This window comes from Pirellulales bacterium (assembly GCA_019636345.1).
In the GTDB taxonomy this organism is placed as follows: Bacteria; Planctomycetota; Planctomycetia; order Pirellulales; family Lacipirellulaceae.
Genome location: JAHBXQ010000008.1, coordinates 147,037 through 173,933, shown reverse-complemented (window position 1 = coordinate 173,933; position 26,897 = coordinate 147,037). Strand labels below are relative to the sequence as shown.

The window sequence follows — 26,897 nt, the reverse complement described above, 5'->3', positions numbered from 1 at the left end:
AACCGCTCCGCTGGCCGTTTCAATCGCTACGATTCAACCTCGCCGGCGCCGCCCTTGCCCCACGGCGTGCCAAGCGATTCCCCGACGCCGTACCGGCGGCAAGCATGCAGCCAGCGAGGGGGGCGCGTCGTCGCTGTGCGAGCGGCCTGGAGCGAGTATCATCAAGGGATGCAGCCGACCTCTTTCGCCGTGTTAAACCGCAATTGCGGCTTGGCGTTTTGCGCCCTCGTCGCGATCGCAACGGGCGTTGCCGCCGACGCCGTCGCCAAGCCGACCGCCGACATCCGCGTTCTCCCCGGATTTCGCGCGGAGTTGATTTACGCTCCGCCGCTGGAGGTCGAGGGTTCGTGGGTGTCGCTGACCGTCGACGAGCTCGGACGGTTGATCGCCTCGGACCAGGAAGGGGCGTTGTATCGCATCACCCCTCCTCCTCCGGGAACCCCGGCCGCACGGACGAAGGTCGACAAAATCGATCTGGGCATCGGCATGGCTCAGGGGCTCGCCTGTCTCGACGGCAAGCTCTACGTCATGCTCAACGGGGTTCGCGGGTCGCTCACCTCGGGGCTCTACCGGTTGAGCGATTCCACCGGCGACGACCGCTACGACCATGTCGAACAGCTTCGCGTGTGGAGCAACGTCGGCGAGCATGGGCCGCACGCGGTCGTCGTCGGCCCGAACAAGCGGTCGCTGTACGTCTGCTGCGGCAACGCGACCCGGTTGCCAATGTACGACCGCACCCGCGTTCCCAAGGCGTGGCAGGACGACCGCCTGTTGCCGCCGCTGTTCGCCGCGGAATTCGTCCCCGGGCAATTCGAGGCGCCGGGGGGCTGGATCGCGCGGACGGATCTCAACGGCGAGCTCATGGAGCTCTACGCCGCGGGCTTGCGCAACGTGTACGACATTGCGTTCGATCCGGACGGCGAACTGTTCACCTTCGACTCCGACAACGAAGGAGACGTGGGGCTCCCTTGGTATCGGCCCACCCGCGTTTGCCACGTGACCAGCGGGGTCGACTTCGGCTGGCGTGCGACCGACGGCGTCTGGCCCGCCGGCGCCATCGACTCGCTCCCCCCCGCGGTCGACGTCGGACCGGGGTCTCCCACGGGGCTCGAATTCGGCACGCACACGAAGTTCCCCCCCAAGTATCGCCGCGCGATGTTCGCCGGCGAGTGGAGCTACGGCAAGATCTACGCCGTCCATCTGCGACCCGAGGGCGCCAGCTATCGCGGCAAGTACGAACAATTCGCCGCGGGCCTGCCGTTGCCGGTGACCGATCTTGTCGCGAACCCCGTCGATGGCGCCCTGTACTTTGTTGTCGGGGGGCGCAAGATCGAATCGGGGCTGTATCGCATCGCCTGGGTCGGCGGCGACGCGGCGGCGGAAGAGTTGACCGCGGACGTCGACTCGCAACAGGCCGCCGCTGCCGGCGAGGCCCGTCGCAAACGGCGGGAACTCGAAGCGTTCCACGTCGGCGCCCCCGAGGGGGCTGTGGACAAGGCGTGGCCGTATCTGGCGAGCAACGACCCCGCGCTCCGCTCGGCGGCGCGGATCGTCTTGGAGCAACAGCCGATTCAACGCTGGGGCGAAGCGGCGCTCAACGAACCTGACCCGCGCCGCCGGATTGCAGCACTGGTCGCGATGGCCCGTATGGGGAGCGCCGCCTTGGGGGACGTGTGGACCGAGTCGCTGCGACGCATCGACTGCGCGGCCCTCCCCGAGAGCGACCAGTTCGACTACGTCCGCGCCGCGTCATTGGGCGTGCTGCGGTTGGGGCTCTCGCCCGAGAATCGGCAGAAACTGCTGGCGCGGCTCGACCCGTTGCACCCGTCGGGCAACGCGGAGTTTGACGCCCAGTTGGCGCCGTTGTTGGTGCGGCTGGCGGCGCCGCGGATCAAAGAGCGGCTTCTCGCCCGATTGACCGAGGCCCCGACCCTCAGCGAGGGGTTCGACGCCGCCCGCGCGGCAAGCGCGATTTCCGCCGACTGGACGATCGATGAGCGGCGGCAGTTCTTCGCTTGGTGTCGCCGGGCCGCGGCTGAGACGAACGCGGGCGCCTTCAAGTCGCTCGTCGAGATCCGCAATCGGGCGCTTCAATCGCTGACCGCCGCGGAGCGAACCGCGCTCGCCGCGGAGCTTGCCAAGTCGTTCGAGCAACCGACGACCCCGCTCGAGGCGATTCCGGCCCGGCCCTTCGTGCAGAAGTGGACGCTCGACGAGGCGATCGCCGCCGTCGAGGCCGCGGGAGAGGACCGCGATTTGGACAACGGCCGTCGTTTGTTCACAGCGGCCCTGTGCGCGAATTGCCATGTGTTCGCCGGTCGCGGGGCGATGGTCGGCCCCGACCTGACCGGCGCCGGGGGGCGATTCGCATTGAGCGATCTGCTGCGGGCGATCGTCGAACCCGATACGACGATCTCCGACCAGTATCAACAGACCCGGTTCACGGTGAACGGCCGGGTCTTCACCGGCCGGGTGAGCAACATGCACGGCGAGGAGATCTTCGTATCAACCGACTTCCTCGATCCGACCAAGTACGTGAAATTCAGCCGCGAGGACTTGGAGGATCAGCGCCCCTCGGACGTCTCGCCGATGCCCGCGGGGTTGCTCGACACGCTCGCCGGCGAAGAGATCGCCGATCTGGTCGCCTTCTTGCGGAGCGGTGCGCGATGAGACAAGGCGACCCGGCACCACCTGAACCGCGGGCGCTGGGCGCGTCGCTCGTTCGCAGCGCGAGTTGCTTGATCATCGCGGCGACGATCGCCGGAGCTTGCGCTGCCGAGCCGGCGGCCTGGTTGATCCGCTCGCCCTGGTTTCAGGAATCGTGGGGAACCCGCACGGAACCCGCAGGCGTGCGGATCCACGTCAACTATCCGCTCGACGGCGTCAGCACGCTCAAGTCGACGCGGCTCGTGCTGTTTGCGCTCCCCAACGGCAACACGCTCGAACAGACGCTCGGGTGCCGGGCGGCCGAGAGGCTCGATTGGCATTTCGACATCCAACACGTCGCCGCTCAAACGCGGTTGCTGCGAACGATCTCGCCGCAGGAGCGATACGTGCTCGCGGTCGTCGAGGCCCAGGGCCTCAGTTGGCCCGCGTGGCGGGCTTCCCGCGCCGACGCCGACGACACGATCGTCGCCCTGCTGGACCGCTGGCGGCAAGAGCTGACCGACGACGCGCCGGTCGCGCTGGCCGCCCACAGCGGCGGGGGAAGCTTTTTGCACGGCGTCATCGAGGGGCACGCCGCGATCCCCGCGTGGATCGACACGATCGCGTTTCTCGACGCCAACTACTCGTTCGACGCCGCCAAGCACGCTGCGAAGCTGCTCGACTGGCTCCGCGGCGATCCCGCGCGGCGGTTGGTCGTCCTCGCCTACGACGATCGCGAGGTCACGTTCCAGGGGAAGAAGGTCGTCGGCGAGACCGGCGGCACGTACCGCGCCACGCGGCGCATGGCCGACGCCTTCGCCGCCGCGGGGGTTCCGCTCGTTCGCACCGACGGCGAACCGTTCGTCGCCTACGAGGGACTCGGCGGTCAGATTCGGGCGTGGGTCCACAAGAACCCCGAGAACAAGATTCTTCACACCGCGCTGGTGGGGGAGATGAACGGCCTGCTCCATGCGTTGACGACTCGCACGCCGCTCGCAGAGCGCTGGGGATCGTTCGGCGGTCCGCGGGCGTACGCGTCGTGGATTCAGCCGGCGCCGACCCCGGCCGATCCGGCGGACCGTTCGGCCGCGGCGGCGCTCCCGCCGCTCGCAGAGCTGCCCCCCCTGGCGTTCCCCCCGCGCCCCGCGGGTGCGATCGGCGGCACGGAGTTCGCCCGCCGAGTTGCCGACCTGCCGCGCGAGCGGCGCGAGGCGGCGATCTTCGCCGAGATCGCCGCAGGGAACGTTCCCGAGTTTCTGCGCAAGCTTCAGCGCGTCGCAATCCCGGCGACCGACGCCGACGGTCGGTCAATCGAGGTCGTCGTCGAAGTCGCACCCGACGTGCTGGCCGTGGGAAGCGACGCCGACTTTCTGCGGATCCCGATGACGCCGCAAACGGCCCAGCGGTTGGCGGACCGGCTCGGCTGCACGCTTCCCACCCGCAAGTTGGTCGACGCGATCGACGCCGCAGCGACGGTGCGACTTGCCCCGCAGCCCCTCACCGAGGATCGTGAGAGCGTCGCCGCGTTCGTCGAGTCGAATCGCAGGATCGAAATCCAGCGCGGCACGAACTCCCTGGAGGCTCTCGTCACGGGGGCGAAAAAGGACGTGGTCCTCTCGCCCCGCATCTTCGAGCGCCCCGATCGCGTGGCGATCTACGGCTGGCGGAAACTCGACGGCGAGCCGATTCAACCCCTCACGATCGTCCATGTCGACTGGTACGTCGACTATAGCCACGGCGTGCGACTGATCCGCAACGCGGCGCTTGTCGACGGGAAAGCGGTTGCCGTGACCGATCTGTTGTCCGACCCCCGCACAGCCGGTCTCGTGAGCGACGAAGGCCCGATGATCCCTTCGCGATATCCCGTCCCGTAACGGCCGAATCCGCGTGGTTCGGCGACGTTCCGACACAGGCGAACAGACCGCTGGGCAACAGGGCATCGTCGTGGTTGAATAGGGCGCCTTGGCTCCGCGGGCTGACGCCTCGCGGCTCGGGGGGCGGGCTGACGCGTTGCAGCCGTTCTCCATTTCCTTGCTCCGATCGAGTGTGCCGTGGCCGACGACTCTTCCAGCCGCATCCTTCCGGGCGCCACGCTCGGCGTGCTCGGCAGCGGGCAGTTGGGGCGAATGTTCGCCATGGCCGCCACGCGGCTCGGTTACCGCGTCCGCGTGTACGCCCCTGAGCACGACGCCCCGGCGGCCGACGTCTGCTGGCGGCAAAGCGTGGGGGCGTTCGAGGACGTCGCCGCGGTCAGCGAATTCGCGGCGAGCGTCGCGGTGGTCACCCTCGAGTTCGAGAACATCGCCCCGATCGCGACCGAGACCGCCGGCCGTCACGCCCCGGTGCGCCCCTCGGGGTTCGTGCTCCACACGGTACAGGACCGACTGCGCGAGAAACGATTCCTGGAGCGCATCGGCGTCCCCTGCTCGCCGTTCGCCGAGGCGACGACGACGGCGGACCTCGCGGCGGCGATTCCCGCCGTCGGGCTCCCTGCCGTGCTCAAGACGGCCGCGTGGGGCTACGACGGCAAAGGACAATCGCTGGTGCGATCGCCCGAGGATGCCGCCGCAGCCCACGCCGTGTTAGGGGGGCAGCCGTGCATCCTCGAGGGGTTCGTCGACTTCCAGTGCGAATTGTCGATGCTCGTGGCCCGCAGTCCGGCGGGGGAGATGGCTTCCTTCGGGCCCGTGGCCAACGATCATGCCGACCACATTCTCGACGTATCGACCTTCCCTGATCCGTCGCTGGCGCCGTTCGCCCCTGCGGCGACCGAAATCGCCACGACGATCGCGCATCAGCTCGACGCGGTCGGGCTGTTGTGCGTCGAGTTCTTTCTGACGCGCGACGGTCGGCTGCTGGTCAACGAAATCGCCCCCCGGCCGCACAACTCAGGGCATCTGACGATCGACGCCTGTCGCACGTCGCAGTTCGAGCAGCAAGTGCGAGCAGTGTGCAATTTGCCGCTCGGATCGTTCGAGCCGCTCGTGGGAGGCGCCTCGATGGCCAACCTGTTGGGCGACTTGTGGTCGCCGGGCGAGCCCGACTGGCCCGAAGTGCTGGCCGACCCGCAACTGCGACTCCACCTGTACGGCAAAACGAGCGCCCGCCCGGGCCGCAAAATGGGCCACCTGACCGCCCTGGCCGCCGATGCAGACGCCGCCCGTGCCGCAGCGATCGCGGGTCGCCGACGACTGCGAGTCGGTCGCTAGCCTCCAGCGCCGCGTTGCTTGTCCTTTGACTTGCGGCGCGATAGGCTCTGCGGGCGTGATGGACCCCGCTTTGCGAACGACGCCTGCCCCGCTGGTGATGCCCGACTTCGGCGTCGCGGCGTTCGCCAGTCGGCATGCGCCGGGGTTCGAGATGCCGGCCGAGTCGCACGAGTTCGACGAGCTGGTGCTGGTCGACGCGGGGCGCGGCGCCGTCGAGTCGGCCGGGCGGACGACGCGATTGGCGATTGACGACGTCGTGCGGATCCCCGCCGGGACGGTGCATCGGTTCGTCGACGATCCCGAGTCGCCGCTGACGCTTGCGATCACGGGGCTCGCCCCGGCGGTCGTCGCGACGCCGACGAGCGTCGCCCTGGCGTGGAGCGAACTGATTGCGTCCTGGCCGACGAGCGTGCCGCTGCGGTTCGCTACAGCTTACGATTCGGGTGAATACCGCCGCGTGTTTCGCGCGCTGTTGTTGGAGCTGGGAAGCGAGCGCCCTGCGCGGGCTGCGCTGGTGCACGCGCACGCGATTCACCTGCTCGTGCTGCTGCGGCGAGCGGTCGAACGGCGCCGCGGCGCGGGGGAGGACCAGCGCGGGTTCGCGGCCAGCCTCGCGGCGCTCGAGGATCGGCTCCTCGAACCGGTGCGGATCGGCGAACTCGCCGAGCTGGCCGACATGAGCTATCGCTCGTACACCGAGCACTTCCGCCGGCACATGGGGATGACGGTCAACCAGTACGTGACGCGGCGGCGGATCGAGTTCGCCTCGCGGCGGATGCGCGAGACGCACAACGTGCTCGGTTCGGCGCTCGAAGCGGGATTCCGCGACGCGAGCCACTTCTACCGTATCTTCAAACGCCAAACCGGCCGCACCCCGCAAGCGTTCCTGCAGGAGTACGAGCAGCAATTGCCGAACCCTGCGGGGCGTCCGCGAGGCGACTGACTCTGCCGGCGCATCGGCTCCGGACGTTCCGAGGCGAGTTGTGCTGGCTTGACGCGACCGAGTCGTCGAACGCCCCCTGGCTGGCGCCTGACGTAGTTTCCGCAAGGTTCGTGCAGCGATCCGTGCGAACCGCTATGATGGCGGCTGATCGCGGCGCCGTTCGAGCGGCCCGCGCGACTCGGAGAGTCCTGCTCCCCCGCACGCCGCATCCTCCTTCCCAGCGATCGTTCTGATGCCCTTGCCAACTCGCGCCGTCCTCGTGACCGGCGCCTCGTCCGGAATCGGCCGCGCGACCGTCAAGTCGCTCATCGAGTCCGGGCGCCATGTCTTCGCCGGGGTCCGCTCGGAAGCCGCTGCGGCCGAGTTGCAGGCGGCGCTGGGCGATGCGCTGACGCCGCTGGTGCTGGACGTGACCTGTGCCGAACAGGTCAAAGCGGCCGCCGAGCGGATCGAGCGCGAGGTTCCCCACGGTTTGTACGGCGTGGTCAACAACGCAGGCCTGGGCATGCCGGCGCCGCTGGAACTGACCGACGTCGAGGAGCTGGCGCAGTTGTTCGACGTCAACGCGCTGGGACCCCTGCGCGTGATCCAAGCGATGTTGCCCTTGTTGCGTCGCGGCGGGGGGCGGATCGTCAACATCACGAGCATGAACGGCACGACCAGTCTGCCGATGGTCGGCGGGTACTCGGCGACAAAATTCGCGCTCGAGGCGATGTCGGCGGCGCTGCGGGTCGAACTGCGGCCGTGGGGGATCCCGGTCTCGGTGATTCGCCCCGGGCAAGTTCGCACGCCGATCTTCGCCAAAGCCCGGGCGAGCATCGCCGCCGCGGCGCGGCGCGTCCCCGCGGAACTGGCGCCGGGGTACGCCTTGCCGCTGACGCGCACCGCCAAGTTCAACGAACGGGGCGCCAAGTCGCGCACCGCGCCCGACGCGGTCGCCCGGGTCGTGCTCAAGGCCCTCTCCGCACGCTGGCCGCGCGCTCAATACCGCGTGGGGTGGGACGCCCTCGGGCTGGCGATCGCCCAAGCCCTGTTGCCGACCCTGCTGTGGGATCGGGCGCTGGCGCGGACGATCGGCTCGCTGGGCAAACGGCCCGACGAGCCGCTGCCGGGGGCCCCGCACCGCGAGCGTGAACCCATCGTTCAGACGCCGCGCGGAGCGGCCGCGGTCGAGCCGTCGCTGAGCGGACCCTGATAGATCGCCAGCCGAGGAAACAGCCACCCCCGGGCGACGATCCGGTCGACCGGAAATCGATTCCAGACGCTGGCCACGATCGGCGACAGATCGGTCCCCGCGCGGCGTTTGGTCTCGTTGTTCAAGGGCCCCATCGTGACGGCTCGACAGCCGCGGGCAATCGCCTCGCGCACCGCGGCGTAGATGAGGTTGTGGTACGCGTACGCTTCGAGCGACAGGCCGTAGTCGAGCCCCCCGTGGACCTGCATCCACCGGTCGCCCGCCTGCAGAAAGCTCATGAATCCGACCGCCCGGTCTCCGACGCGCGCCACCAGCGCCGTCTGCGGCTGGGCGGCGAAGGCCTGCGGGCTGATGAGCACGTCGTTGAAGGGGACGCTCAGATCGCTGCGGGCTTCGCTCGCGCGGAGGCAGTCGACGAGCGCGGCGAGCAGCTCGGGCCGAGCGGCGAGCGGCCCCTCGACGACCTCGATCGTCGCGCCGACCGCGGCGAACGCCTCGCTCTCGTGACGATAGTTGCGACGGCGTTTCTTGGAAAGCGTCGCCAAATAGGCGTCGAACGAATCGCTCCCGGCCAGATCGATCGCGACCATCGGCAGCGTATGGAATTGGTCGAACTTGCCCCCGGCGGCCCACGTCGCCTCGGCGGGAGGTTCGGCGATCCAGACCGTGTCGACCTTCTTCTGCCGGCAGAGAAAGTCGGCGATGGTCTGCTTCGCCGTGCGGCGATCTTCCTCGGGAGCGACGAGAAAAGGGCTCGCCGGGTCGAAGGCCAAGAACGCCGTGTCGACCAGCAGCGTCGTTTTGCGCAGCACCGGGGCAAGCCACCCCAATCGTCTCCGCCACGCCGTTTGCAGCAGGTCGGTGACGGAGCGCCGCCGCAAGCGAACGACCGGCGCCGCGGCGACCAGTTGTCCGCTCCGCCGCAGCACGGCCCAGGAAAGCTCGGTCGCCGAGGTCGAGTAGCGTTGGAAGTGGTTGAAGTTGGCGACCAGCTCGGGCTGGGCGTCGAGGGTCTCCGCCTCGGCGAGCGTCGTCTCCCAATGCACGCCGGCGGTCTCGTGGGAGGCGGGGGGCATGGGGATGTGCGGGTTCCTGCGTGTCGGGCGGGCTTTGGCCGCCTTTGTATCGAGCGTAGCCGGCCCCCGGCTCCCCCGCAAATTGACCGACGCCAGAACGCGGGGTAAAGTTGGGGAACTGGGCAGTTGGGTCGCCTTGCGGCGATTGTCGCGAGTTTGACGACTGCCGAGCCCTGCCGCACCTCCGTCTGGCATGCGGATGCCGGACGGTTCTTCCCGCACGGACGCCCCGGCATCGCCCGGAGACTCAAGCATCCGCGCACGATCGGCTCGCCCGAGACGTCGGCGAGCGGCCGCTCGTGCGTCCCGGTCCGTTCCGGAACACACCGTTTCAGCAAGCTCTGGATTGCCGCGACTCCGGCCCGCTTTATTGAGACGGAGCGAGGATCGCGGCGCCGGCGGAGGAGTCGCCTCCGAGACAGGCGCAATTAACAACGGAACCTAGGCGTGGGCGCGACGACCAACTTCACCGCCGCTGAACTCGAGCACCTCGACGAGAAGCAAACCTTGCCGCGGCTTGCGTCGGTGCCGCTCGCGGCCGCAGGGATGCTGATCGCCGACACGACGTACGTGGCCGACCGGCCGTGGCTGGCGGCAATCATGGCGCTGTTCACCGCGACCATGATGTTCTGCTGGACGAGCGCCCTGCACGAAGCGGCGCATCAAACGCTGTGGAAGTCGCGGTTCTGGTCGGTGTTGTGGGGGCGGCTGTTGGGCGCTTTCATGTTCACCCCCTACACGACTTATCGCGAGGCCCACATCCGGCATCATGCTTATCTCAATTCGCCCCGCGATTGGGAATTGTGGCCCTACACGGACCCTGACGCGTCGCTGGCGTTTCGTCGGGCGTTCGTCTGGTTCGACTTGCTCGCCGGGGTAATCGCCGGGCCGATCATCTACGGCCGGATCTACTTCTCGGCGAAGTCGCCGATCAAATCCCCTGCAATCCGGCAGACGATCCGCTGGGAGTACGTCGGCATCGTCGCCTTGTGGAGCGTCATCTGGGGCGTCGTCGCCTGCCTGGGTTGGTGGCCGCGGCATGCACGGTGCGTGCTGTTGCCGATGTATCTGGCCGCGCTCATGCAGACCGGCCGCAAGTTCACCGAGCACCTGGGGATGGCCAGCTTCGACCCGCTGTTGGGGACGCGCACCGTGCTGCCGCGCAAGTGGCTGCTGCGACTCAGCTCGTTTCTGAACTTCGACATCTTCATCCACGGGCCGCACCATCGGCATCCGCGGCTTGTGCATACCCAGCTCGAATCGAAGCTGGACGAGTATCGCGGCGCGAACCCGGAGACGACCTATCCGGCGTACGAGCGGTACTGGAAGGCCACGCTCGCGATGCTGCCCTGCCTGTGGCGCAATCCAGGTTGCGGCGTGAACGCCGGGGCCGCGCCGACTGATGCGAGTCTGCCGGCCGACGCCGAAGATTTCGCCAGCGACGTCGTCGCGGAGGCGGGGGACGTTTGACGCTTGAAAGTTGACTTTTTGGCCCCGGCCGCGACAGGACGGCAATCAAGCGCCAAAAATCGCACGTCAAACGTCAATCATCCCCGTGGTCGTCGACCTTCCCTTGCGGTTCTGGGCGCATGAGTGCGCCCGTCGTTCGCCGCCTTTGCCTGGTTCTGGGGGATCAGCTTGACCGCCGGTCGGCGGTGCTGCGCGACTTCGACCCGCGGTGCGACGCGGTGTGGATGGCCGAGGTCGCCGGCGAGGCGACCCACGTTTGGTCGCACCAGGCGCGAATCGCGATCTTTCTGGCCGCGATGCGACATTACCGCGACTGGCTGCGGGCGCAAGGCTTTACGGTTCATTACGCACAGCTCGATGACCGCGACAACCGCGGCACGCTCGCCGCGGAACTGGCCGCCGCGATCGAGCGACTGCGGCCTGAGCGGCTGGTCGTCGTCGAGCCGGGCGAGCACCGCGTCCGTGCGGCGCTCGAGGCGGTCGCCCGGAAGGCCGGACTCCCGCTCGAGATTCGCCCCGACGAGCACTTCTTGGCGACGCTCGACGAATTCAACGCCCACGCCGACTCGCGGAAGCGACTCCGACAGGAGTACTTCTACCGAGAGCTTCGCAGGAAGCACGCAGTGCTGCTTGACGAGGGCGAGCCGGTCGGCGGCGCCTGGAACTACGACGACCAGAACCGCGGTTCGTTCGGCCGGACCGGACCGGGCGCAATTGAGCCGCCGCGGTCGTTCGCCCCCGACGTTGTCACGGCCGACGTGCTGCAGTTGGTCCGCGAGCGATTCGCCGACCATCCTGGAGATCTCGCCGCGTTTGATTGGCCTGTGACCCCCGAACAAGCGACCGCGGCGCTCGACGATTTTATCGAGCATCGCCTGCCGATGTTCGGCAAGTGCCAAGACGCGATGTGGACCGACGAGCCGTGGCTCTATCACGCGCGGCTTAGTGCGGCGTTGAACCTGAAGCTTCTTGATCCCCGCGCCGCGGTCGCCGCGGCCGAGGCGGCTTATCGACGAGGCGATGCCCCGTTGTCAGCTGCAGAAGGGTTTGTTCGTCAGATCCTTGGCTGGCGCGAGTATGTGCGGGGAGTCTACTGGCGGTTCATGCCCGAGTACCTGGAGCTCAACGAACTGGGGGCCGACCGCGACTTGCCGCGGTTCTACTGGACCGGCCAAACGGAAATGAACTGCCTGCGGCAGGCGATCGGTCAGACGTTGCGGCTCGGCTACGCTCACCACATCCAGCGGTTGATGGTCACAGGGCTCTACGCGCTTCTGGCCGGGATCGATCCCCGGCAGGTTCACCAGTGGTATCTGGCTGTGTTCGTCGACGCGGTCGAGTGGGTCGAGCTGCCCAACACGCTGGGAATGAGCCAGTATGCCGACGGCGGGATCATGGCGAGCAAGCCGTACGCCGCGACCGGCAAGTACGTCCAGCGGATGAGCGACTACTGCCAGAGGTGTCGATTCAACCCGGCCAGCGCGACCGGCCCCGACGCGTGTCCGCTGACCACCCTGTACTGGGACTTTCTGGCGCGGCATGAGAGCAAGCTCGCCGCGAACCCGCGAATGGGATTTCAGATGAACAACCTCCGGCGAAAGAGCGCCGAAGAGCTTCGCGCGATCCGCACGCAAGCCGCACGGGTACGCGACCGCCTGGACGAGGATCGCGACGGGATCGGAAAACGCTGATCGGAAACGCCTGCAAGCGCTCCAGCCAAACGTCAAACCGCAAGCTTGCCCGCTATCGTCCGTCGGTTTGCCGGCAGTAAGCGAGCATCTGGTCGACGTCCATTCCCGACTTGTCGACGCGCTGCGGCTGGGCGGGCTCGGTCGAAGGGGCGGGCGCCGCAGCGACGGTTTCGGCGGCGGCCTTGGCTTCCTCCTGCGGGGGGGCGACCGGCTCGGCCGGTTTGCTGGCCGGGGGGGCGCCGCCCGGTTTGTCTCCGCGCGCCATCGCCAACATGTCGGCGACCGACATCTTCGCCCGGTCGACCTTGGCCGGGGCGCCGCTCGCTGCCGGGGCCGGCTTTGCTTCGGCCGGTTTGGCTGCGGGCTTGTCGCTCCTGGCCGGCGCGGCGCCGCCGCGCGCGGCGGCCAAAATGTCGGCCGTCGAGGTCTTGGCCCCCGCAGGCTTCGCGGCGCCGCCGGCGCCTTGTTGCCGGGCCAACTCCAACGGCGAGAGCTTCTTCGCGCCCGCATCGGCCGCGGGCTTCTTCTCGGCCGCCGGCTTGGCCGCCGGTTTCGCCTTGGCCTCGGCCGGCCTCGGTTCGGGCTTGGGGACCTGCTTCAAGTACGCCCGATCGATGTCGTACCAGCCGACGTTCAGGTGGTAGTCCATGAACTCGACCAGCGCCCGACCGCTCATGTTGACGGTCTTCACTTGGCCGACCAACTCGCGAAACCGGGCCAACTCGGGCAGAGTCGCATCGACGACGACGTACTTGTCGGTCCAGTCCTGTTTGATCTGCTCGATATTCTCGGCGAACATGGGCGCGACGCGGGGGGCGGAGTTGGGAAACAAGCGGCTGAGACCCGCGGGGCGAATTGCCCGCCGGGCCCCGAATTTTCGCCCAACGGGCCCCGGCTGGCAATGACCCTGGCCCGCAGAAACTGGTTGCCCTGCCCAGTGCGCCGGCCCATAATCGACCGCCGTAACGGCCCGCTCGAGCCCCGGCGATCACGGGGCGCTGCGGCCTCTCTTGTCAGAATTTCTCAGGGGCAACTCGTGCGATGAAGATGCAGCGTGAAATCGTCCGGCCCAGCCGCAGCGTGCCGGCCGCCGTTCTGTTCGGGGCCGTCGTCCTGTCCGGCGCCGTCGTCCTGCCGGCCGCGGCCATGGAGTACCTCCCCGGCGTCAAATGGCCCGAGCCCCCGGTGGTGACCCCCGGCAGCGAGCCCGGGGCGCCCCCCTCGGACGCGGTGATTCTGTTCGACGGCAAGGACCTCTCTGCCTGGAACGGCGCCGACAACTGGAAGGTCGTCGACGATGCAGCGGTCGCCGGCAAGGGAGACATTTACTCGAAACAGTCGTTCGGCGATTGCCAACTCCATATCGAGTGGTCGGCCCCGACCGGCGTCACGCGCGAAAGCCAGCAGCGCAGCAACAGCGGGGTCTTCTTCGGCCCGTACGAGCTGCAAGTGCTCGACTCGTACCAGAACAAGACCTACTTCGACGGCCAAGCCGGAGCGATCTACAAACAGCAGCCCCCGCAGGTCAATGTGATGCGCCCCCCGGGCGAGTGGAACGTATACGACGTCATCTGGACGGCGCCGCGGTTCAACGACGACGGGTCGCTCGCCTCGCCGGCGGCGATCACGGCGTTGCACAACGGGGTGCTGATCCAGAATCACTTCCAGCTCAAGGGAGACACCCCCTACGCTCGGCCCCCGATCTACACGCCGCACGACAGCCGGCAGCCGATCAAGCTGCAGGACCACGGCGACCCGGTGCGGTTCCGGAACATCTGGATCCGCGAGCTGAAGCCGATCCGCGGCGTACAGACCGAGCCCCCCGCGAAGCGCATCGGCGACAAGATCGTGCCGATCGATCAGATGCAGTGACGGTCCCCGACGATTGCGCGGCGGCGGCGACCGCTTCGCCCCGGCGTCACTCCGGCGCGAGCAACTGCACCGCGTACCGCCAGCGAAGCGTCGTCGGCAGCCCCGTCGCGGGATCGACGGGCCGCCGGATGCGGAGTTGCGCGCCATCGAGCGTGCAGTCAAGCGGCTCGTCCGCGACCGGGGCGAGTCGCAGTCGCCACCGGCCGTCGGCCGCTGTGACGACGACCTCGCCGCCGAGTCCTGCGCAGCTCTCGGCGCCGGGAGCGAGGCAGTAACGGCTTCCCAACGCGGGGGGAAGTCGCTTGATCCGGCAGGCGGCGTCGAACAGCAGCCCCGGACCGGCAGGTTCGCTCCTCGGCTCGATCCCCAGCGACCAGTGGCAGGCGCCGCTCATCCCCACCAGGGCCGCCACGGTCGCTTGGCCCGCGTCGGCGGCCCGCACCAGTTGATCCCGGTTGAGCGCCTGCAGGGCCGGGCTCTCGGGCCAGGGATCGCCGTCGGCGCCTTCGAGCGACTCCAACGCCGGTGCAATCTGTCCGTCGCTGGCGACGACGACCACGCGATGGGCATACCGGTCGCCGACGTGGCGGAACTCGACGCGAAGTCGCAGGTCCGTCGCGGTCGCCGGACCGTCGAGCCACGCCGCGCACGGCGAGTCGGCGAAGTCCTGAAGTGCGGGGTCGGCCATCGGGCGTTACGCCTCGATTTCAAACACCGACTCGATTTCGACGACCCAGCCCGCCGGCAGGGCTGCGGCGCCGAACGCGCTGCGAGCGCCGAGGCCGGCCTCCTCGCCCAGGACGTCGCGCATCACTTCGCTGAACCCGTTGATCACAGCCGGGTGGTCGACGAACTCGGGGGCGGAATTGACCAGCCCCATCGTCTTCACCAATCGCCGGACGCGATCAAGCGATCCCAGCGCGGTTCGCAACGAGGCGAGACTGGCGAGCGCGGTGAGCCGCGCCCCCTCCTTGGCCGCGGCGACGTCGAAGTCGACGCCCGCCTTCCCCTTGACGAACGTGCCGTCGGCCCGCAGCGGTCCGTGACCCGACAGGTAGGCCAGATTTCCCACGACCAGCACGGGGCGATAGAGACCCAGCGCAGCGGGGAGCTGCGGCAGCTCCAGACCAAGCTCAACGATGCGCGATTCAAGACTCAAGGTCGGACGTCCTTTGCGTAAACGATGGCGGCGTGATGCAAGGTGAAAGCAGTTTCTTCAGTACCGCGGATGACATGGCCTCATCAGGGAAACCTAGGCTGTCGGACGGCAAAGCGGGAGTTGCGGTTTACTGGGCGGCCGAGTCCTTCGCCCCGTACACGGCCGCGGGGTCGAACAGGCGCTCGCCGACCGTCTCCCATCGCTCGCCGGCGCGGCGGCGAAAGAAGCAGCTCGCGTATCCTTCGTGACAGGCGGCCCCGCCGAACTGCTCGACCTTGAGCAGGATCGCGTCGCCGTCGCAATCGACCAACGCCTCGCGAACCCGTTGGACATGGCCGCTGGTCTCGCCCTTTTTCCACAACCGCCCCCGGCTGCGGCTAAAGTAGGTCGCCTCGCCCGTGGCGAGAGTCGCCTGCCAAGCGGCCTCGTTCATGAAGGCGACCATCAGCACGGCCCCGGTCGCGGCATCCTGGGCGACGACTGGCAGCAAGGCGTCGGGGTCAGAAAAGTCGGGGAGGCGAGACATGACGGCCACGACAAGGGCGGAGACGGCGCTAGGCGAGGACTCAGCATACCAGTGCCGGGCCTCAACGGCAAAACCGGTCCTCGCGACAGCCCGCGGCAGCGTACGACCGGCTCTCGCGCTGCGAACCTCACGACCCGCGCGATGCGTGCGGATGGCGCCGTCGGCGTCTGGAGCCCGCGATTCCAGTTGCCCGTCGGACCGCCCGATGAATCTAACGGTCGGGCTTCCTGAACCCGGCTGGGCGACGCCCTCCCCGTCCCTCGTCGCCGCGGACCCCTCCCTCGTTGTCGACTCGCGGCTTGGAGACCTCGCTATGAATTCCCGCGCGACGATCGTGCTCCCAATCCACAACGGCGAACGGACCCTGCGGGCGACGGTCGATGCGGTGTTGAGCCTGGCCATGGGGCCCGGGGGGGGATTCCAGTTGGTGATCGTCGACGACGGCTCGACCGACGAAACCTACGAAACGGCGTGCGAATTGGCCGTCCGCTACCCGCAAGTGCACGTGCTGCGGCAACCGTTCCAACGAGGTCTCGGCGCGGCGCTCGAGCGCGTGCGGAGGTCGTTGGGGGTGAGCGAAGTGATCGCTCACGACGGCGCCTCGGCGATCGATCTGGAGGAACTGGCGACGATCCTGCGAAGCGAAGCCGCCCCGGCTCGCCGGGAAGCGGGCGAGTCGCGCGGCTCGCGGCGGTTCGCCGCGGTGACCAGCCTGAACGCCCGGCTGCAAGCAGCCCATCGCACCGTCCTCGGCTTTCGCCGGCTGGCCCTGGAACCGGGCGTCGAACCGCGTCGACGCCACGCCCCGGCGCCCCTGTCGCTGGGCGCCAATTTGCTTGCAGCGTTCACCGGTTCGCCGGCGACGAATCCGTAGGCCGCCAAGCTTCAGCGCGGTCCCCTGCAACGCACGTTCTGAACGCGCGACCTTGGGGAGAAAACGCCGAGTCAAGTTCCCCTCGCGCGAGTGTCCGTCAAGCATGCAAACGCTTCCTGCGCCAGCAGCAAGCGAGGTTCTTGGGCGGAACGTGAAAGCACTTGCAATTCGGCAATCGCTCGGCGACGCTTGCCGGCTGCACGTCGTTCCGAGCGGCGGCAGTCTGCGATTTCTCCGGCGACGCTTGTCGAGCCGCCCCGGCGCGTTTATGATGCCACCGGCATGAATGGCTGCGGAGTCGCCGGCCAGCGACTCCTGCTTTTCCCGCCGACGCCAGGGCAAGATTCGATCTGGTCGATCGATTAGGCGTTCGGCAGTATTTCGCAGCTTGCATCGCACTGACGGCGGCAAGCGTGCTCTTGCGGGACTTATCTTCGCCGGTGCTTCGCCGCTGGTCGTCTCCTGCGCTCCCTGCGCTCGGCCGCCCTTGCCGCTGAAGCCGTTCTCGTCCCTCGGACACGATTGCTCTCGCCCCGGAACGGCGAGAGGGGAGGCCCATGCCATGAGTACGGTCGATTACAATTTCGAAATTGGCGGTTTGAATTCCCCCCAGCCCGTCTCGCCCCGCCTGTCGGCTCCGTCGCCGTCGCGCAAGCTGCACCGCATCGCCGAGGTCCGGCAGCAACAGGGGGTCTCGGTGCGCTCGGTCGCCCGCAAGCTGAACATCAGCATGCAGGACGCCCGCTGCCAGGAAGAGCCGACCGCCGACCTGCGACTCTCGCAGCTCCTCGATTGGCAGCAGGCGCTCGAAGTGCCGTTGGCCGACCTGCTGATTGACAGCGAAGGCCCCCTGTCGGCCCCGGTCGACGTCCGGGCCCGACTGCTGCGAGCGATGAAGACGGCCAAGAGCCTGGCCGAGTCGGCCCACACCCCCGCCGCTCGCCGGCTGGCCGACATGCTGATCGGGCAACTCGTCGACGTCATGCCCGAACTGCAGGACGTCTCGCCGTGGCACTCGGTCGGCCAGCGACGCACGCAGGACGAATTGGGCCGGATCGCCGAGCGGACGATCCCGGACAGTCTGTTCGGCGATTTGGGATCGTAGCGGGGCGATCCGCGTCGCAACCGCGGACGCACGCCGAGGCGCTGAGGGCGCAGGGGACCTTTGTCGAGACAATCCGGAGCCTGCCCGCTCTCTCTGCGCCCTCAGCCCCTCGGCGTGTTCTGCTCCTTGCGATCAGCGCAAAAAAAACAACCGCCCGGCAAACCGAAGCTTGCCGGGCGGTCGACTGTTCGCAGCGTTTAGGATCGCCGTGAAGGCGAGGCAAGCGTTACGAGACCACTTTCACGGTTTCAGCCCGCGGGCCCTTGGGACCGCGACCCTCGGTGTACTCAACTTCCTGCCCCTCGCGGAGGCTGTCGAAGTCGCTGTTCACGACGGCCGAGTGGTGAAAGAACAGCTCGCCGCTCTCACCCTTGATGAAACCAAAACCTTTGTCCGTCAGCTTCTTGATCGTACCTTGCGACACTTCGCAAATCTCCCGGCACGCAGCAAAAACGTAAAACGCAGCCCCCCGCGCCGTGCCAATCGCCGAGGGCCAAGTCACAGACGTCCCCCGACAGGGAGACGGACGCTCGCGGCGAGCAAAAGAGCCACCCAAGGAGCCGAACGCAGGGAAGCCGTGAGAGCCTCCCCCGCGAAGGGGCGAGGGAAGAAAGAGTAGGCAGTCGACCGCGGCCGGCCGGCTGGCAAAACATCTCGCAATCGCCTTCGCTATCCGCAAGCTCGACTATCATACCACGCAGGACATGGCGAAGTCAATCGAAGAATCGCCGGATATTCTCGCTTGCGATCGCGAGGAACGAGGGCTTCGTCCGGTTACGCTGAATCGGACGAACCGCGTCGCGGCGACAGGGCGGACTACTCGTCGTCGTCCTCCTCGACCGGCTGGCCGGCGCGCCAGCGGAGCACCGCGTCGAGAAACCCTTGGATTTCGCCGTCCAGCACGGCGTGGAAGTTCGTCTGCTGGTACTTCGTGCGCGCGTCCTTCACCCGTTGGTCGGGGTGAAGGAAGTAGTTGCGAATCTGCGACCCGAAGCCGGTCTTCGCCTGGCGCTGGTACTTGATCGCTTCTTCCTGCTCGCGCTTCTCTTCCTCCCGCTGCACCATCCGCGAGCGGAGCATCTTCCACGCAGTGGCGCGGTTCTTGTGCTGGCTGCGTTCGCTTTGGCACGTGACCACGATCCCCGTGGGCATGTGGGTCAGCCGAATGGCGCTCGAGGTCTTGTTGACGTGCTGCCCGCCGGCGCCGCTGGCGCGATACGTGTCCTCGCGGATGTCGCTGTCGTTGATCTCGACCTCGACCGAGTCGGAAATCTCCGGCGAGACGTCGACGGCCGCGAAGCTCGTCTGACGCTTGCCTTCACTGTTGAAGGGGCTGATCCGCACGAGCCGGTGCATGCCGGTCTCGCCGCGGAGATAGCCGTACGCCATCGGCCCCCGCACGGCGAGGGTCGCGCTGTTGATCCCCGCCTGTTCGTTGTCCTGGCGATCGATCAGCTCGGTCGCGTAGTCGTTCTTTTGGGCCCAGTGGATGTACATCCGCAGCAGCATCTCGGCCCAGTCGTTGGCGTCGGTCCCCCCGTCGCGGGCGTTGATCGTCACCAGCGCTCCGGCCCCGTCGTGCGGGCCGTTCAGCAAGGCCTTGAGCTTGAGGTCTTCGAGCGTCCCCTCGAGTCGTTCGACCTCAGCGGGAACTTCCTCGGCGAACGCGGGATCCTCCGCGGCCATTTCGAGCATCGCCTCGAGGTCCTCGCTCCCCTTCTGGATCGCGGCCAGCGGGCGGACGACGGCCAGCAGGGCCTTCCGCTCGCCCACGATCTGCTGGGCCCGTTCCTGGTCGTTCCAGAAGTCGGGCGCCCCCATCTGGTCGTCGATCGCCGCGATGCGGTCGTTCTTGCCGGGGGCGTCAAAGAGAGTCCCGTAGCTGGACAATCGCCTCGCGGATCGCCCGGGCGCGATCGTAGTATTGGCTGTCGAGCATCGATGGGGACTCCCGGCGAGGGGCGAGGGGGGAACTCAAGCAGAGGATTATAGGGAGCCGCCGCCGGTCCGACGAGGGCCTGACGTCGCCGCGGCTCACGGGCCGCCGAGTTCCATTTGCAGGACCTGCTCGCGGGGGATCCAGACCTCGCGCGAGGGAGCCCCTTCGCGACCACGGCCGGTCCGGAGGACGATCCATTGGTCGTTCATCCGTACAAACGAGCCGGCGAGGTAGTTATGCGTGCCGTCCAACTCGATCGCCCGGGGGCCCGAGCGGACGACTCCCACGGCGTCGCTGCGGAACACGATCGTGCACCAGGCGCCGGCGGCGGGGGCCATGTTCTCGCGCGCCCGGCGAGCCGCAGCGTCGCGGTACTCGGCCCAGTAGCTGGCGACGCTCCACGCCACGAGCAGCCCCGCGATCAGCAGGAACCAAGTCCGCAGACGAATTCGCCGCGGGCGATAGACGGTGTATTCGGCGTCGAGCATCGGGGGATTGTAGCAAACGGGAACGCGGCAGGGGGCGTGCGAAGCGAGCCCCCAGGGAGCCCCCGCGGCAGTTCCCCGGAGCGAGTTGCCGGCGAGCTCACCCCACGAGCTTCTGCCACACGCCCCAAGCGGCGACGGCCGAGGCGGCGATCATCGCCGCGGCGGCGAGCAGTCCGCCGACCAGCGCTGGGCCGCCGGTGCGATACGCCCGGGGGAGTTGGAAGTTGAGATAGAGCGCCGCGAGCACTGCGATCGCCACTCCCAGGTTCGTCGCCAGGAAGGCCGTGAGGGTCGTCAGCAGGTCGAAGTTTGCGTCGCTCCAGATGAACGCCGTCGCGGCCATGAACACGTACGCGCAGATCCAGCGCTGTATCCGCGGTTGGCTCCAGGGGCGTTGCGGCCAGATCGCGTCGGCGTACTCGGCGACGCAGCGGGCGTAGATGTCGGGATACGCCTGCAGCGTCCCCCACAACGCGGCCAGCACGCAGGCGTAGTAGACCCACACGAGCGTCGGGTGAATTGTCTGCCAGATCGACGCCTGACTGGTCAGCAGGCTCCACCCCGCGAACGCCCCGCTGAGCGTTCCGGCCGCGACCTGCGGGGAGATCACTGCGGCGCCGGCCGTCATGAAAGCGGCCGTGACCACCAGCAGCACGATCGCCCCGCAGGCAACGTCCCATTTGAGCGGAGCGATCGAACGGCGGACCGCCTTCACCGCGACCGGGTCGGTCGGCAGATAGTCTTCGGGCGCCCCGACGGCGGCCCGGCGGCGAATCTCCTCGAGCCGCGGATGCGAGGTCATCCCCCACCCGTGCAGCGCGATCCAGTCGGGATAGACCAGGTACGTCATCACGCTGCCGCCGACGTAACCGAACGTCACGGCCAGCATCGCCGGGGCGTGCTGACGAAAATCCGCAGGGGCGCCGGGCAGGACGTCAGGAATGCGACCGAACGACAGAAATCCCGCCAGTGCGGCCCGCAGGTCGGGTTGCACCAGCGCCGTGCCGACGACCGTGCCGAGCACCAAGGCGCCGCAGATGATCAACTGTTGCCGTTCGAGCCCCTCGTACGACAGGGCCAAGCTGAGCCCCAACGCCAGCGCCATGAACGCGATCGCAAGCATGCGCGTGACGTCGGCATGCTGGCCGACGCCCTCGCCGTAGACGAGGTATCCCAGGAGCTCGCCGCTGGGTCGGGCGATCGCGGCCCACAAGGGTCCCGCGGCCGCCAGTTCCAGCACGGCGAGCAGGACCAACAGCCATCCGCGCGGCCCCGGCAGACGGACGATCTTGTGGCCGAACGACTCGCCGCTGATCGCCGTGTATCGTCCCAAGAGATAGGGGACCATGATCCCCTTCACCAGAACGCTGGCGAGCACCATCCACAGCAGGCCGTAGGCAAAGAAGGCGCCGGTGCGGACGACGATGATCGTTTCGCCGGCGCCGATCGCCACCGAGGCGACGATCGCCGCAGGACCGAAGAGGCGCGCGACCCGCCCCGCTTTGCCAAGCGACCACGGCCCTGCCAGCGCCGCGCACGGCGGCGGAGGTTCGACGGGGGACAGGTTGCCGGTGTCACGGGGCGAGGCGTTCACGCAACAGACCGGCGAGGGGGTGAGAAGCGAGCGTTGACGCTTTGCAAAGCGTCGTAGCCGGCGGCGCCTTCGGCTCAGGGAGCCGACGGGTTGAGCGGCGCGAGCCGCAGTCGCTTACTCCGCTGCGGACTTCGGCGGGCCGAGCAGTTTGTGAAGCTCACGCTTGAGGTTGTCGCCGCGGGCCTGCAGGCTGACGACCTTGCCCTCTTGGTCGAGCAGGATCGCCAGCGGGATGCCGGTCACGCCGTACTCGACGGCGCGGGGATCTTCCCAGCCGCGGGCGTTCTTGTCGTCGCTGAACAGCGTGGCCCAGGGAATCTCCATCTTCTCGATGAACGAGGCCGCCTGCTTGGGGTCGTCGTCGAGACTGATCCCCAGCACCTCGAAGCCCTGCTCGTGGTACGACTTGTACATGTTGAGCACGTTGGGGAGTTCGGCCCGACAGGGGCCGCACCAAGTCGCCCAAAAGTCGACCAACACGACCTTCCCCTCGTACTGCGACCAGTCGAGATCGGTGCCGTCGAGAAGCGTCCCCTCGAGCGCCATCGTCTTGCCCGGCAGCGAGAGCCGGCGGGCCACCCCGCCGAGCATCTTCACGGCGTCCTCGCGGCGGGGGAAGTCGCTGTTCTCGATGAGCGGAATCGCGGCGCTCAGCAGCTTGACCGCCCGCGGCAGGTCCTCCTGCATCTCCAGAAAGTCAGCGACCGTCATCACGGTTTGAATCTGGTTCCCCTCGACGACTCCCTGCTCGAGCGGGGCGAGGATCTCGGCGATCGTCTCGGCCCGCTCGTCCTCCTCGAGATTCGGCCAATCGCCAAGGCGACCCTCGATGAAGAACTTCAGGCCCAGCGCGGCGACATCCTCGTTCTTGCTCTTCCGCGCCGCGGCGACGGCCTTGGCCAGATCGTCGGCAGCGTCGGGCAGCTCCAGGCGAACCCCCAGGGCGAGCCCCTGCAGCCGGTAGAAGTAGGCCTGGGCTTCCTCCTCCGGCGTGGCGGGCTTCGCGGCGATCGCCTTCGCGGCAGCCGCGGCGATGCTGCGGATCACTTTCCGTTGCAGGGCAAGCTGCTCCTCCTCGGTCGCCTCCTCGGGCTCTTCTTGCTCGGCCAACTGCTCGATGAACTTGAGAATCTCGGCCGTGCTGCCGTCGGGGGCTTCCTCGATTTTGGCGGCCGGGGCGGCTGGGGCTTGGGCGAAGCCCGGCACGGCCGCCGCGGCGACTCCCGCCAGGGCGACTGCGAACAACAGACGGCTCTGACGACAACGACGCCAAACGGCAGACGACATGAATGACTCCGCAAAGGGGAACGGCGCGTCGTCGTCGAGTTCCAAGCTCGGATGAGCAAGACGACGGCCCACGCGGGGCGGCGACGCGCAAGAGGCACTAAGGACTGGGGCCCGGCGAACGGAAGGCTCCGGAGGGGACGGCGTCGGGCGCGGGCGACTCGCACGCCACGGTGCAACCAGCCAGCGTCGCCGACTGCAGGGATTATCGCAAATCGGCCCGATCGGACAAGCTGGGTCTCGCCCGGCCTTGGGCGGCGAGGGCGTCGGAATTTCGCATCGCGGTGCAGGGGCCCCAAAGAGCGATGAGACGGCCGCGGAGACCGCCGGCTGCCGGCAGGCTCCGCTCGCGGGGTCGGTGTCGCGTCTGCGCGCCTGGGCGCGAGGTCTCAGCACGCGAACGGCGATTTCGGGGGCGAATCTCGGTATTCGCGCACCGGGAGGAGCGCGTACAATCCTCTCCGTGGCGACCGACTTGGCCGTGCCGGCCGGGGCGCTTCGGGCGCTGGCCGGCCAACTTGACCAGCACGCCGGCTTCACCGCAGTCGTCTCCGAACTGGCCGCCGGCCACGGGGGGACGCTGGGCGGAGTCTGGGGGTCGTCGCGCGCCCTCGCCGCCGCGGCGCTGGCGGGGCACTGCTCCGGCGCGCTGGTGGTCGTCATCCCCCACGCCCGCGACGTCGACGCGCTGTGCGACGATCTGGCGCTCTTCACCGACGCGACCGTGCTGCCGTTCCCCGCGTGGGAGACCGACACGGGCGAGCGCGTGCTGCACGACGAGATCTTCGGGCAGCGGTTGCGCGTGTTGAAGCGGCTGGCCGCGGGCGAGGACCGGCGCTGCCTCCTGGTGGCCGCGATCCACAGCCTGATGCAGCCGGTCCCGAGTCGCGAGGAGTTGGCCGCCGCGACCCGCACGATCGCCGTGGGCCAGTCGCTCGACGCCGGCGAACTGACCCGCTGGCTCGCCGAGCACGGCTGCACAGGGACCTCGGCGGTGGAACTGCCGGGCGAGTTCGCCCAACGCGGCGGGATCCTCGACGTGTTCCCCCCCGATGCGCTCCACCCGTTGCGGATCGAGCTGTTCGGCGACGAGATCGAATCGATTCGCGCGTTCGACGTGACGACCCAGCGCAGCCTCGCTTCGCATCGCGAAACGGGGATCACAGTCCTCAAGCCGTCGGCGCGCAATCGCACGCATCTGGTCGAGTACGCCCCGCCGGGAAGCTGGGTCATGCTCGTTGAGCCGATGGAGCTTGAGGAGGAAGGCCGCTACTATCTCCAGCGACTCGAACGGCCCGACGAAGCGTTCGGCACGTCGACGGCGCTGAAGGAACTGTACAAGCTGCCGTCCGTCGCCGCGGCGGGGGTTCCCGCGGGGTCGTACGAGACGACGGCCCACCTGCAGTTCGAATCGATCGAACAATTCAGCGGCGACGTGGCCCGGGTGCGCAAGGAACTCGACGCCGCGGCCGCGGGGCAGGACGTGTTTCTGGTCTGCGACAACGAAGCCGAGGTCGAGCGTCTGGGCGAGGTGTTCCGCGAGACGATGCTGGCTGCGGAAGGGCGCTTGCATTTCGCCCACGGCCGTTTGGCCGCGGGGTTCCGCGTGATTCCGCCTCGCCGCGCGACCGAGGTCGAGCGAAGCGAGCCCGGTCACGCGGCGAGGCGCGGGACGATCCTGATCAGCGCCGCGGAGCTGTTTCACCGGCAGGAACTGGTCCGCCGCGCCGTGCGCGAGACCGGCCGCGCGATCGACAGCTTCCTGCAACTTCGCGAGGGGGACCTCGTGGTCCATCTCGCCCACGGGGTGGGGCGCTATCGCGGCATCAAGCTCATCGAGAAGGACGCGGCGGCCGAGGAGCATCTCGAACTCGAGTACGACGGCGGGACGCGCATTTTCGTCCCGGCCAGCAAGATCGAGCTGGTGCAAAAGTACGTCGGCGGACGAGCGGCGCGGCCCCGGCTGGCGAAGATCGGCGGCACAGCGTGGCTCCGCCAGAAGAAGGCCGCCGAGCAGGCCGTCACCGATCTGGCGGCCGACATGTTGCAGCTGCAGGCGGTGCGCGAGCTGCGCGCGGGAATCGCGTTCCCCGGCGACAGCCACTGGCAGCAGGAGTTCGACGCGGCGTTCCCGTACCAGGAGACGCCTGACCAACTCTCCGCGATCCGCGACATCAAGGCCGACATGCAGCAGCCCAAGCCGATGGACCGCCTGCTCTGCGGCGACGTAGGCTTCGGCAAGACCGAGATGGCGATGCGGGCCGCGTTCAAGGCGATCGACGCGGGCTATCAGGTCGCGGTGCTGGTGCCCACGACTGTGCTCGCCGAGCAGCATCGCCGCACGTTCTCGCAGCGGATGGCCGAGTACCCGTTCGAGATCGCCGCGTTGTCGCGGTTCTGCACGGCCAAAGAGCAGCGCGAGATCCTGAAGAAAACCGCCGAGGGGGCGCTCGATCTGCTGATCGGCACGCATCGGCTCGCGTCGCCCGACGTGACGTTTCAGAACCTGGGATTGGTGGTCATCGACGAGGAGCAGCGATTCGGCGTCGCGGTCAAGGAGCGACTCAAGGCGCTCCGGGCCGCGGTCGACGTGCTGACGATGACCGCCACGCCGATTCCGCGCACGCTGCACATGTCGCTGTTGGGGGTGCGCAGCATCTCGAACCTGGAGACGGCGCCCAAGGATCGGCTTGCGGTCGAGACGCGCGTGGCGCGGTTCGACGAGTCGCTGATCCGCCACGCGATCCTCCGCGAGCTGAATCGCGACGGACAGGCGTACTTCGTCCACAACCGCATCCACGACATCCACGCGGTGGCCCAGCGGCTGGCGCAAATCGTCCCGGAGGCGAGGATCGGCGTCGGGCACGGGCAAATGCCCGAGGGCGAACTCGAAGACGTGATGCTGGGGTTCGTGCGCCGGGAGTTCGACGTCTTGCTAGCCACGACGATCGTCGAGAGCGGCCTGGACATTCCCAACGCGAACACGATCTTCATCGACGACGCCGATCGCTACGGCTTGGCCGACCTGCACCAACTGCGGGGGCGCGTCGGGCGATACAAGCACCGGGCGTATTGCTATCTGCTGGTCGACGAGAAGCGGCATCTGTCCCCCGAGGCGGCGCGGCGGCTGCGCGCGATCGAGGAGTTCAGCCAGATGGGCGCCGGGTTCGCCCTGGCGATGCGCGATCTCGAGCTCCGCGGCGCCGGCAACCTGCTCGGCCCGCAGCAGAGCGGCCACATCGCCACGGTCGGGTATGAGTTGTACTGCTCGCTTTTGGACCAAGCGGTGCGGCGGCTGAAGAAGATGCCGCAGCGCGAGGCGGTCGACGTCACGATCGATCTGCCGGTCGCGGCGTACTTTCCGCGGCAGTACGTCACGGACCTGCGGACGAAGATCGATCTGTATCGCCGGTTGGCGCGGATCGCCGACGAGTCGGATCTCGACGATTTCGCGGCGGAGATGGCCGACCGCTTCGGCCCGCGGCCCGAGCCGGTCGATCAGCTCGTCGAACTGGGCCGGTTGCGGATCTGGGCCCACAAGTGGGGGATCGCGGGGATCCACCTGGAAGACAAGTACGCCGTGCTGACCTACGCCGACCAGCGGCGGCTGCGCGAGCTGCTAGCAGGGTCGGGAGCGGCGCTGCGCGTGGCGGACGATCGGTCCGCGTACCTGCCGCTGGGCCCCGCGGCGGGCGATCCGGGGGCGACGTTGGCGGCGCTGGAATCCGTCTTGCGGCCGGCGCTGGTCGGCGCCTAAACTCCCGCCCCCCTGTGCCGCGGCCAGCTTGCAGCCGAGATCGCCGCCGGCGCCGGGCCGGAGTTCGTC

General features: G+C 68.3%; 21 protein-coding genes. 11 read left to right on the top strand and 10 right to left on the bottom strand.

The window, feature by feature from the left end:
* Positions 1 to 189 precede the first annotated feature (189 nt).
* The 5 genes from KF688_17285 to KF688_17265 all read left to right on the top strand — a co-directional run bounded on the left by KF688_17285 (position 190) and on the right by KF688_17265 (position 7,993).
* Positions 190 to 2,670 carry a c-type cytochrome gene (locus KF688_17285; GenBank protein MBX3427436.1) on the top strand — a complete coding sequence of 827 codons (2,481 nt, stop codon included), beginning with the start codon at positions 190 to 192 and terminating at the stop codon, positions 2,668 to 2,670.
* Positions 2,667 to 4,520, top strand: a complete 1,854-nt coding sequence (locus KF688_17280; protein ID MBX3427435.1) for a hypothetical protein — start codon at positions 2,667 to 2,669, stop codon at positions 4,518 to 4,520. The genes KF688_17285 and KF688_17280 overlap by 4 nt, the downstream gene beginning before the upstream one ends.
* A gap of 177 nt (positions 4,521 to 4,697) precedes the next feature.
* On the top strand, positions 4,698 to 5,855 hold the full coding sequence (locus KF688_17275) for a 5-(carboxyamino)imidazole ribonucleotide synthase (GenBank protein ID MBX3427434.1): 1,158 nt from the start codon (positions 4,698 to 4,700) through the stop codon (positions 5,853 to 5,855).
* A gap of 70 nt (positions 5,856 to 5,925) precedes the next feature.
* Positions 5,926 to 6,798, top strand: coding sequence for a helix-turn-helix domain-containing protein (locus KF688_17270; GenBank protein MBX3427433.1), 873 nt, complete (start codon positions 5,926 to 5,928; stop codon positions 6,796 to 6,798).
* Between the two features lie 232 nt (positions 6,799 to 7,030).
* A complete protein-coding gene (locus tag KF688_17265; protein MBX3427432.1) occupies positions 7,031 to 7,993 on the top strand; it encodes an SDR family oxidoreductase in 963 nt (320 codons plus the stop codon).
* On the opposite strand, the gene KF688_17260 is transcribed toward KF688_17265, so the two are convergent.
* Positions 7,942 to 9,069, bottom strand: coding sequence for a GNAT family N-acetyltransferase (locus KF688_17260; GenBank protein MBX3427431.1), 1,128 nt, complete (start codon positions 9,067 to 9,069; stop codon positions 7,942 to 7,944). The genes KF688_17265 and KF688_17260 overlap by 52 nt on opposite strands.
* 447 nt (positions 9,070 to 9,516) lie before the next feature.
* Here KF688_17260 and KF688_17255 point away from each other — a divergent pair, with 447 nt between their 5' ends.
* Together KF688_17255 and KF688_17250 are read left to right on the top strand one after the other, a co-directional pair.
* Positions 9,517 to 10,539, top strand: a complete 1,023-nt coding sequence (locus KF688_17255; GenBank protein ID MBX3427430.1) for a fatty acid desaturase — start codon at positions 9,517 to 9,519, stop codon at positions 10,537 to 10,539.
* A gap of 119 nt (positions 10,540 to 10,658) precedes the next feature.
* A complete protein-coding gene (locus KF688_17250) occupies positions 10,659 to 12,230 on the top strand; it encodes a cryptochrome/photolyase family protein (protein MBX3427429.1) in 1,572 nt (523 codons plus the stop codon).
* A 52-nt stretch (positions 12,231 to 12,282) separates the two neighbouring features.
* On the opposite strand, the gene KF688_17245 is transcribed toward KF688_17250, so the two are convergent.
* A complete protein-coding gene (locus KF688_17245; protein MBX3427428.1) occupies positions 12,283 to 13,029 on the bottom strand; it encodes a hypothetical protein in 747 nt (248 codons plus the stop codon).
* A gap of 347 nt (positions 13,030 to 13,376) precedes the next feature.
* On the opposite strand from KF688_17245, the gene KF688_17240 reads away from it, so the two are divergent.
* A complete protein-coding gene (locus KF688_17240; GenBank protein MBX3427427.1) occupies positions 13,377 to 14,102 on the top strand; it encodes a DUF1080 domain-containing protein in 726 nt (241 codons plus the stop codon).
* Between the two features lie 46 nt (positions 14,103 to 14,148).
* On the opposite strand, the gene KF688_17235 is transcribed toward KF688_17240, so the two are convergent.
* The 3 genes from KF688_17235 to hisI form a co-directional block, all read right to left on the bottom strand.
* Positions 14,149 to 14,790 carry a hypothetical protein gene (locus KF688_17235; protein MBX3427426.1) on the bottom strand — a complete coding sequence of 214 codons (642 nt, stop codon included), beginning with the start codon at positions 14,788 to 14,790 and terminating at the stop codon, positions 14,149 to 14,151.
* A gap of 6 nt (positions 14,791 to 14,796) precedes the next feature.
* Positions 14,797 to 15,261, bottom strand: a complete 465-nt coding sequence (locus KF688_17230; protein MBX3427425.1) for a RidA family protein — start codon at positions 15,259 to 15,261, stop codon at positions 14,797 to 14,799.
* Between the two features lie 127 nt (positions 15,262 to 15,388).
* Entirely contained in the window at positions 15,389 to 15,787 is a 399-nt protein-coding gene (gene hisI, locus KF688_17225; GenBank protein MBX3427424.1) for a phosphoribosyl-AMP cyclohydrolase, read from the bottom strand.
* 313 nt (positions 15,788 to 16,100) lie between these two features.
* Here hisI and KF688_17220 point away from each other — a divergent pair, with 313 nt between their 5' ends.
* Positions 16,101 to 16,661 (top strand): glycosyltransferase, encoded by a 561-nt coding sequence (locus KF688_17220; GenBank protein MBX3427423.1) that lies wholly within the window; start codon positions 16,101 to 16,103, stop codon positions 16,659 to 16,661.
* A 562-nt stretch (positions 16,662 to 17,223) separates the two neighbouring features.
* Positions 17,224 to 17,766 carry a hypothetical protein gene (locus tag KF688_17215; GenBank protein MBX3427422.1) on the top strand — a complete coding sequence of 181 codons (543 nt, stop codon included), beginning with the start codon at positions 17,224 to 17,226 and terminating at the stop codon, positions 17,764 to 17,766.
* A 226-nt stretch (positions 17,767 to 17,992) separates the two neighbouring features.
* Here the strand turns inward: KF688_17215 and KF688_17210 are convergent, their stop codons facing one another.
* The 5 genes from KF688_17210 to KF688_17190 form a co-directional block, all read right to left on the bottom strand.
* Positions 17,993 to 18,190 carry a cold shock domain-containing protein gene (locus KF688_17210; GenBank protein ID MBX3427421.1) on the bottom strand — a complete coding sequence of 66 codons (198 nt, stop codon included), beginning with the start codon at positions 18,188 to 18,190 and terminating at the stop codon, positions 17,993 to 17,995.
* A gap of 392 nt (positions 18,191 to 18,582) precedes the next feature.
* Positions 18,583 to 19,683 (bottom strand): peptide chain release factor 2, encoded by a 1,101-nt coding sequence (prfB, locus tag KF688_17205; GenBank protein ID MBX3427420.1) that lies wholly within the window; start codon positions 19,681 to 19,683, stop codon positions 18,583 to 18,585.
* Positions 19,684 to 19,800: 117 nt separating this feature from the next.
* Positions 19,801 to 20,193, bottom strand: a complete 393-nt coding sequence (locus KF688_17200; GenBank protein ID MBX3427419.1) for a hypothetical protein — start codon at positions 20,191 to 20,193, stop codon at positions 19,801 to 19,803.
* Between the two features lie 97 nt (positions 20,194 to 20,290).
* Positions 20,291 to 21,787, bottom strand: a complete 1,497-nt coding sequence (locus KF688_17195; GenBank protein ID MBX3427418.1) for an Nramp family divalent metal transporter — start codon at positions 21,785 to 21,787, stop codon at positions 20,291 to 20,293.
* A 114-nt stretch (positions 21,788 to 21,901) separates the two neighbouring features.
* Positions 21,902 to 23,074, bottom strand: a complete 1,173-nt coding sequence (locus KF688_17190; protein ID MBX3427417.1) for a TlpA family protein disulfide reductase — start codon at positions 23,072 to 23,074, stop codon at positions 21,902 to 21,904.
* Positions 23,075 to 23,525: 451 nt separating this feature from the next.
* On the opposite strand from KF688_17190, the gene mfd reads away from it, so the two are divergent.
* Positions 23,526 to 26,828 carry a transcription-repair coupling factor gene (gene mfd / locus KF688_17185; GenBank protein MBX3427416.1) on the top strand — a complete coding sequence of 1,101 codons (3,303 nt, stop codon included), beginning with the start codon at positions 23,526 to 23,528 and terminating at the stop codon, positions 26,826 to 26,828.
* The last annotated feature ends 69 nt before the right edge of the window (positions 26,829 to 26,897 follow it).

Excerpts from the sequence above, each read along its gene's own strand:
- KF688_17190 (MBX3427417.1), bottom strand. The coding sequence starts at position 23,074 with ATGTCGTCTGCCGTTTGGCGTCGTTGTCGTCAGAGCCGTCTGTTGTTC.
- KF688_17235 (MBX3427426.1), bottom strand. The coding sequence starts at position 14,790 with ATGGCCGACCCCGCACTTCAGGACTTCGCCGACTCGCCGTGCGCGGCG.
- KF688_17240 (MBX3427427.1), top strand. The coding sequence starts at position 13,377 with ATGGAGTACCTCCCCGGCGTCAAATGGCCCGAGCCCCCGGTGGTGACC.
- KF688_17250 (MBX3427429.1), top strand. The coding sequence starts at position 10,659 with ATGAGTGCGCCCGTCGTTCGCCGCCTTTGCCTGGTTCTGGGGGATCAG.
- KF688_17280 (MBX3427435.1), top strand. The coding sequence starts at position 2,667 with ATGAGACAAGGCGACCCGGCACCACCTGAACCGCGGGCGCTGGGCGCG.
- KF688_17245 (MBX3427428.1), bottom strand. The coding sequence starts at position 13,029 with ATGTTCGCCGAGAATATCGAGCAGATCAAACAGGACTGGACCGACAAG.
- KF688_17200 (MBX3427419.1), bottom strand. The coding sequence starts at position 20,193 with ATGCTCGACGCCGAATACACCGTCTATCGCCCGCGGCGAATTCGTCTG.
- KF688_17215 (MBX3427422.1), top strand. The coding sequence starts at position 17,224 with ATGAGTACGGTCGATTACAATTTCGAAATTGGCGGTTTGAATTCCCCC.
- KF688_17265 (MBX3427432.1), top strand. The coding sequence starts at position 7,031 with ATGCCCTTGCCAACTCGCGCCGTCCTCGTGACCGGCGCCTCGTCCGGA.
- hisI (MBX3427424.1), bottom strand. The coding sequence starts at position 15,787 with ATGTCTCGCCTCCCCGACTTTTCTGACCCCGACGCCTTGCTGCCAGTC.
- KF688_17220 (MBX3427423.1), top strand. The coding sequence starts at position 16,101 with ATGAATTCCCGCGCGACGATCGTGCTCCCAATCCACAACGGCGAACGG.
- KF688_17260 (MBX3427431.1), bottom strand. The coding sequence starts at position 9,069 with ATGCCCCCCGCCTCCCACGAGACCGCCGGCGTGCATTGGGAGACGACG.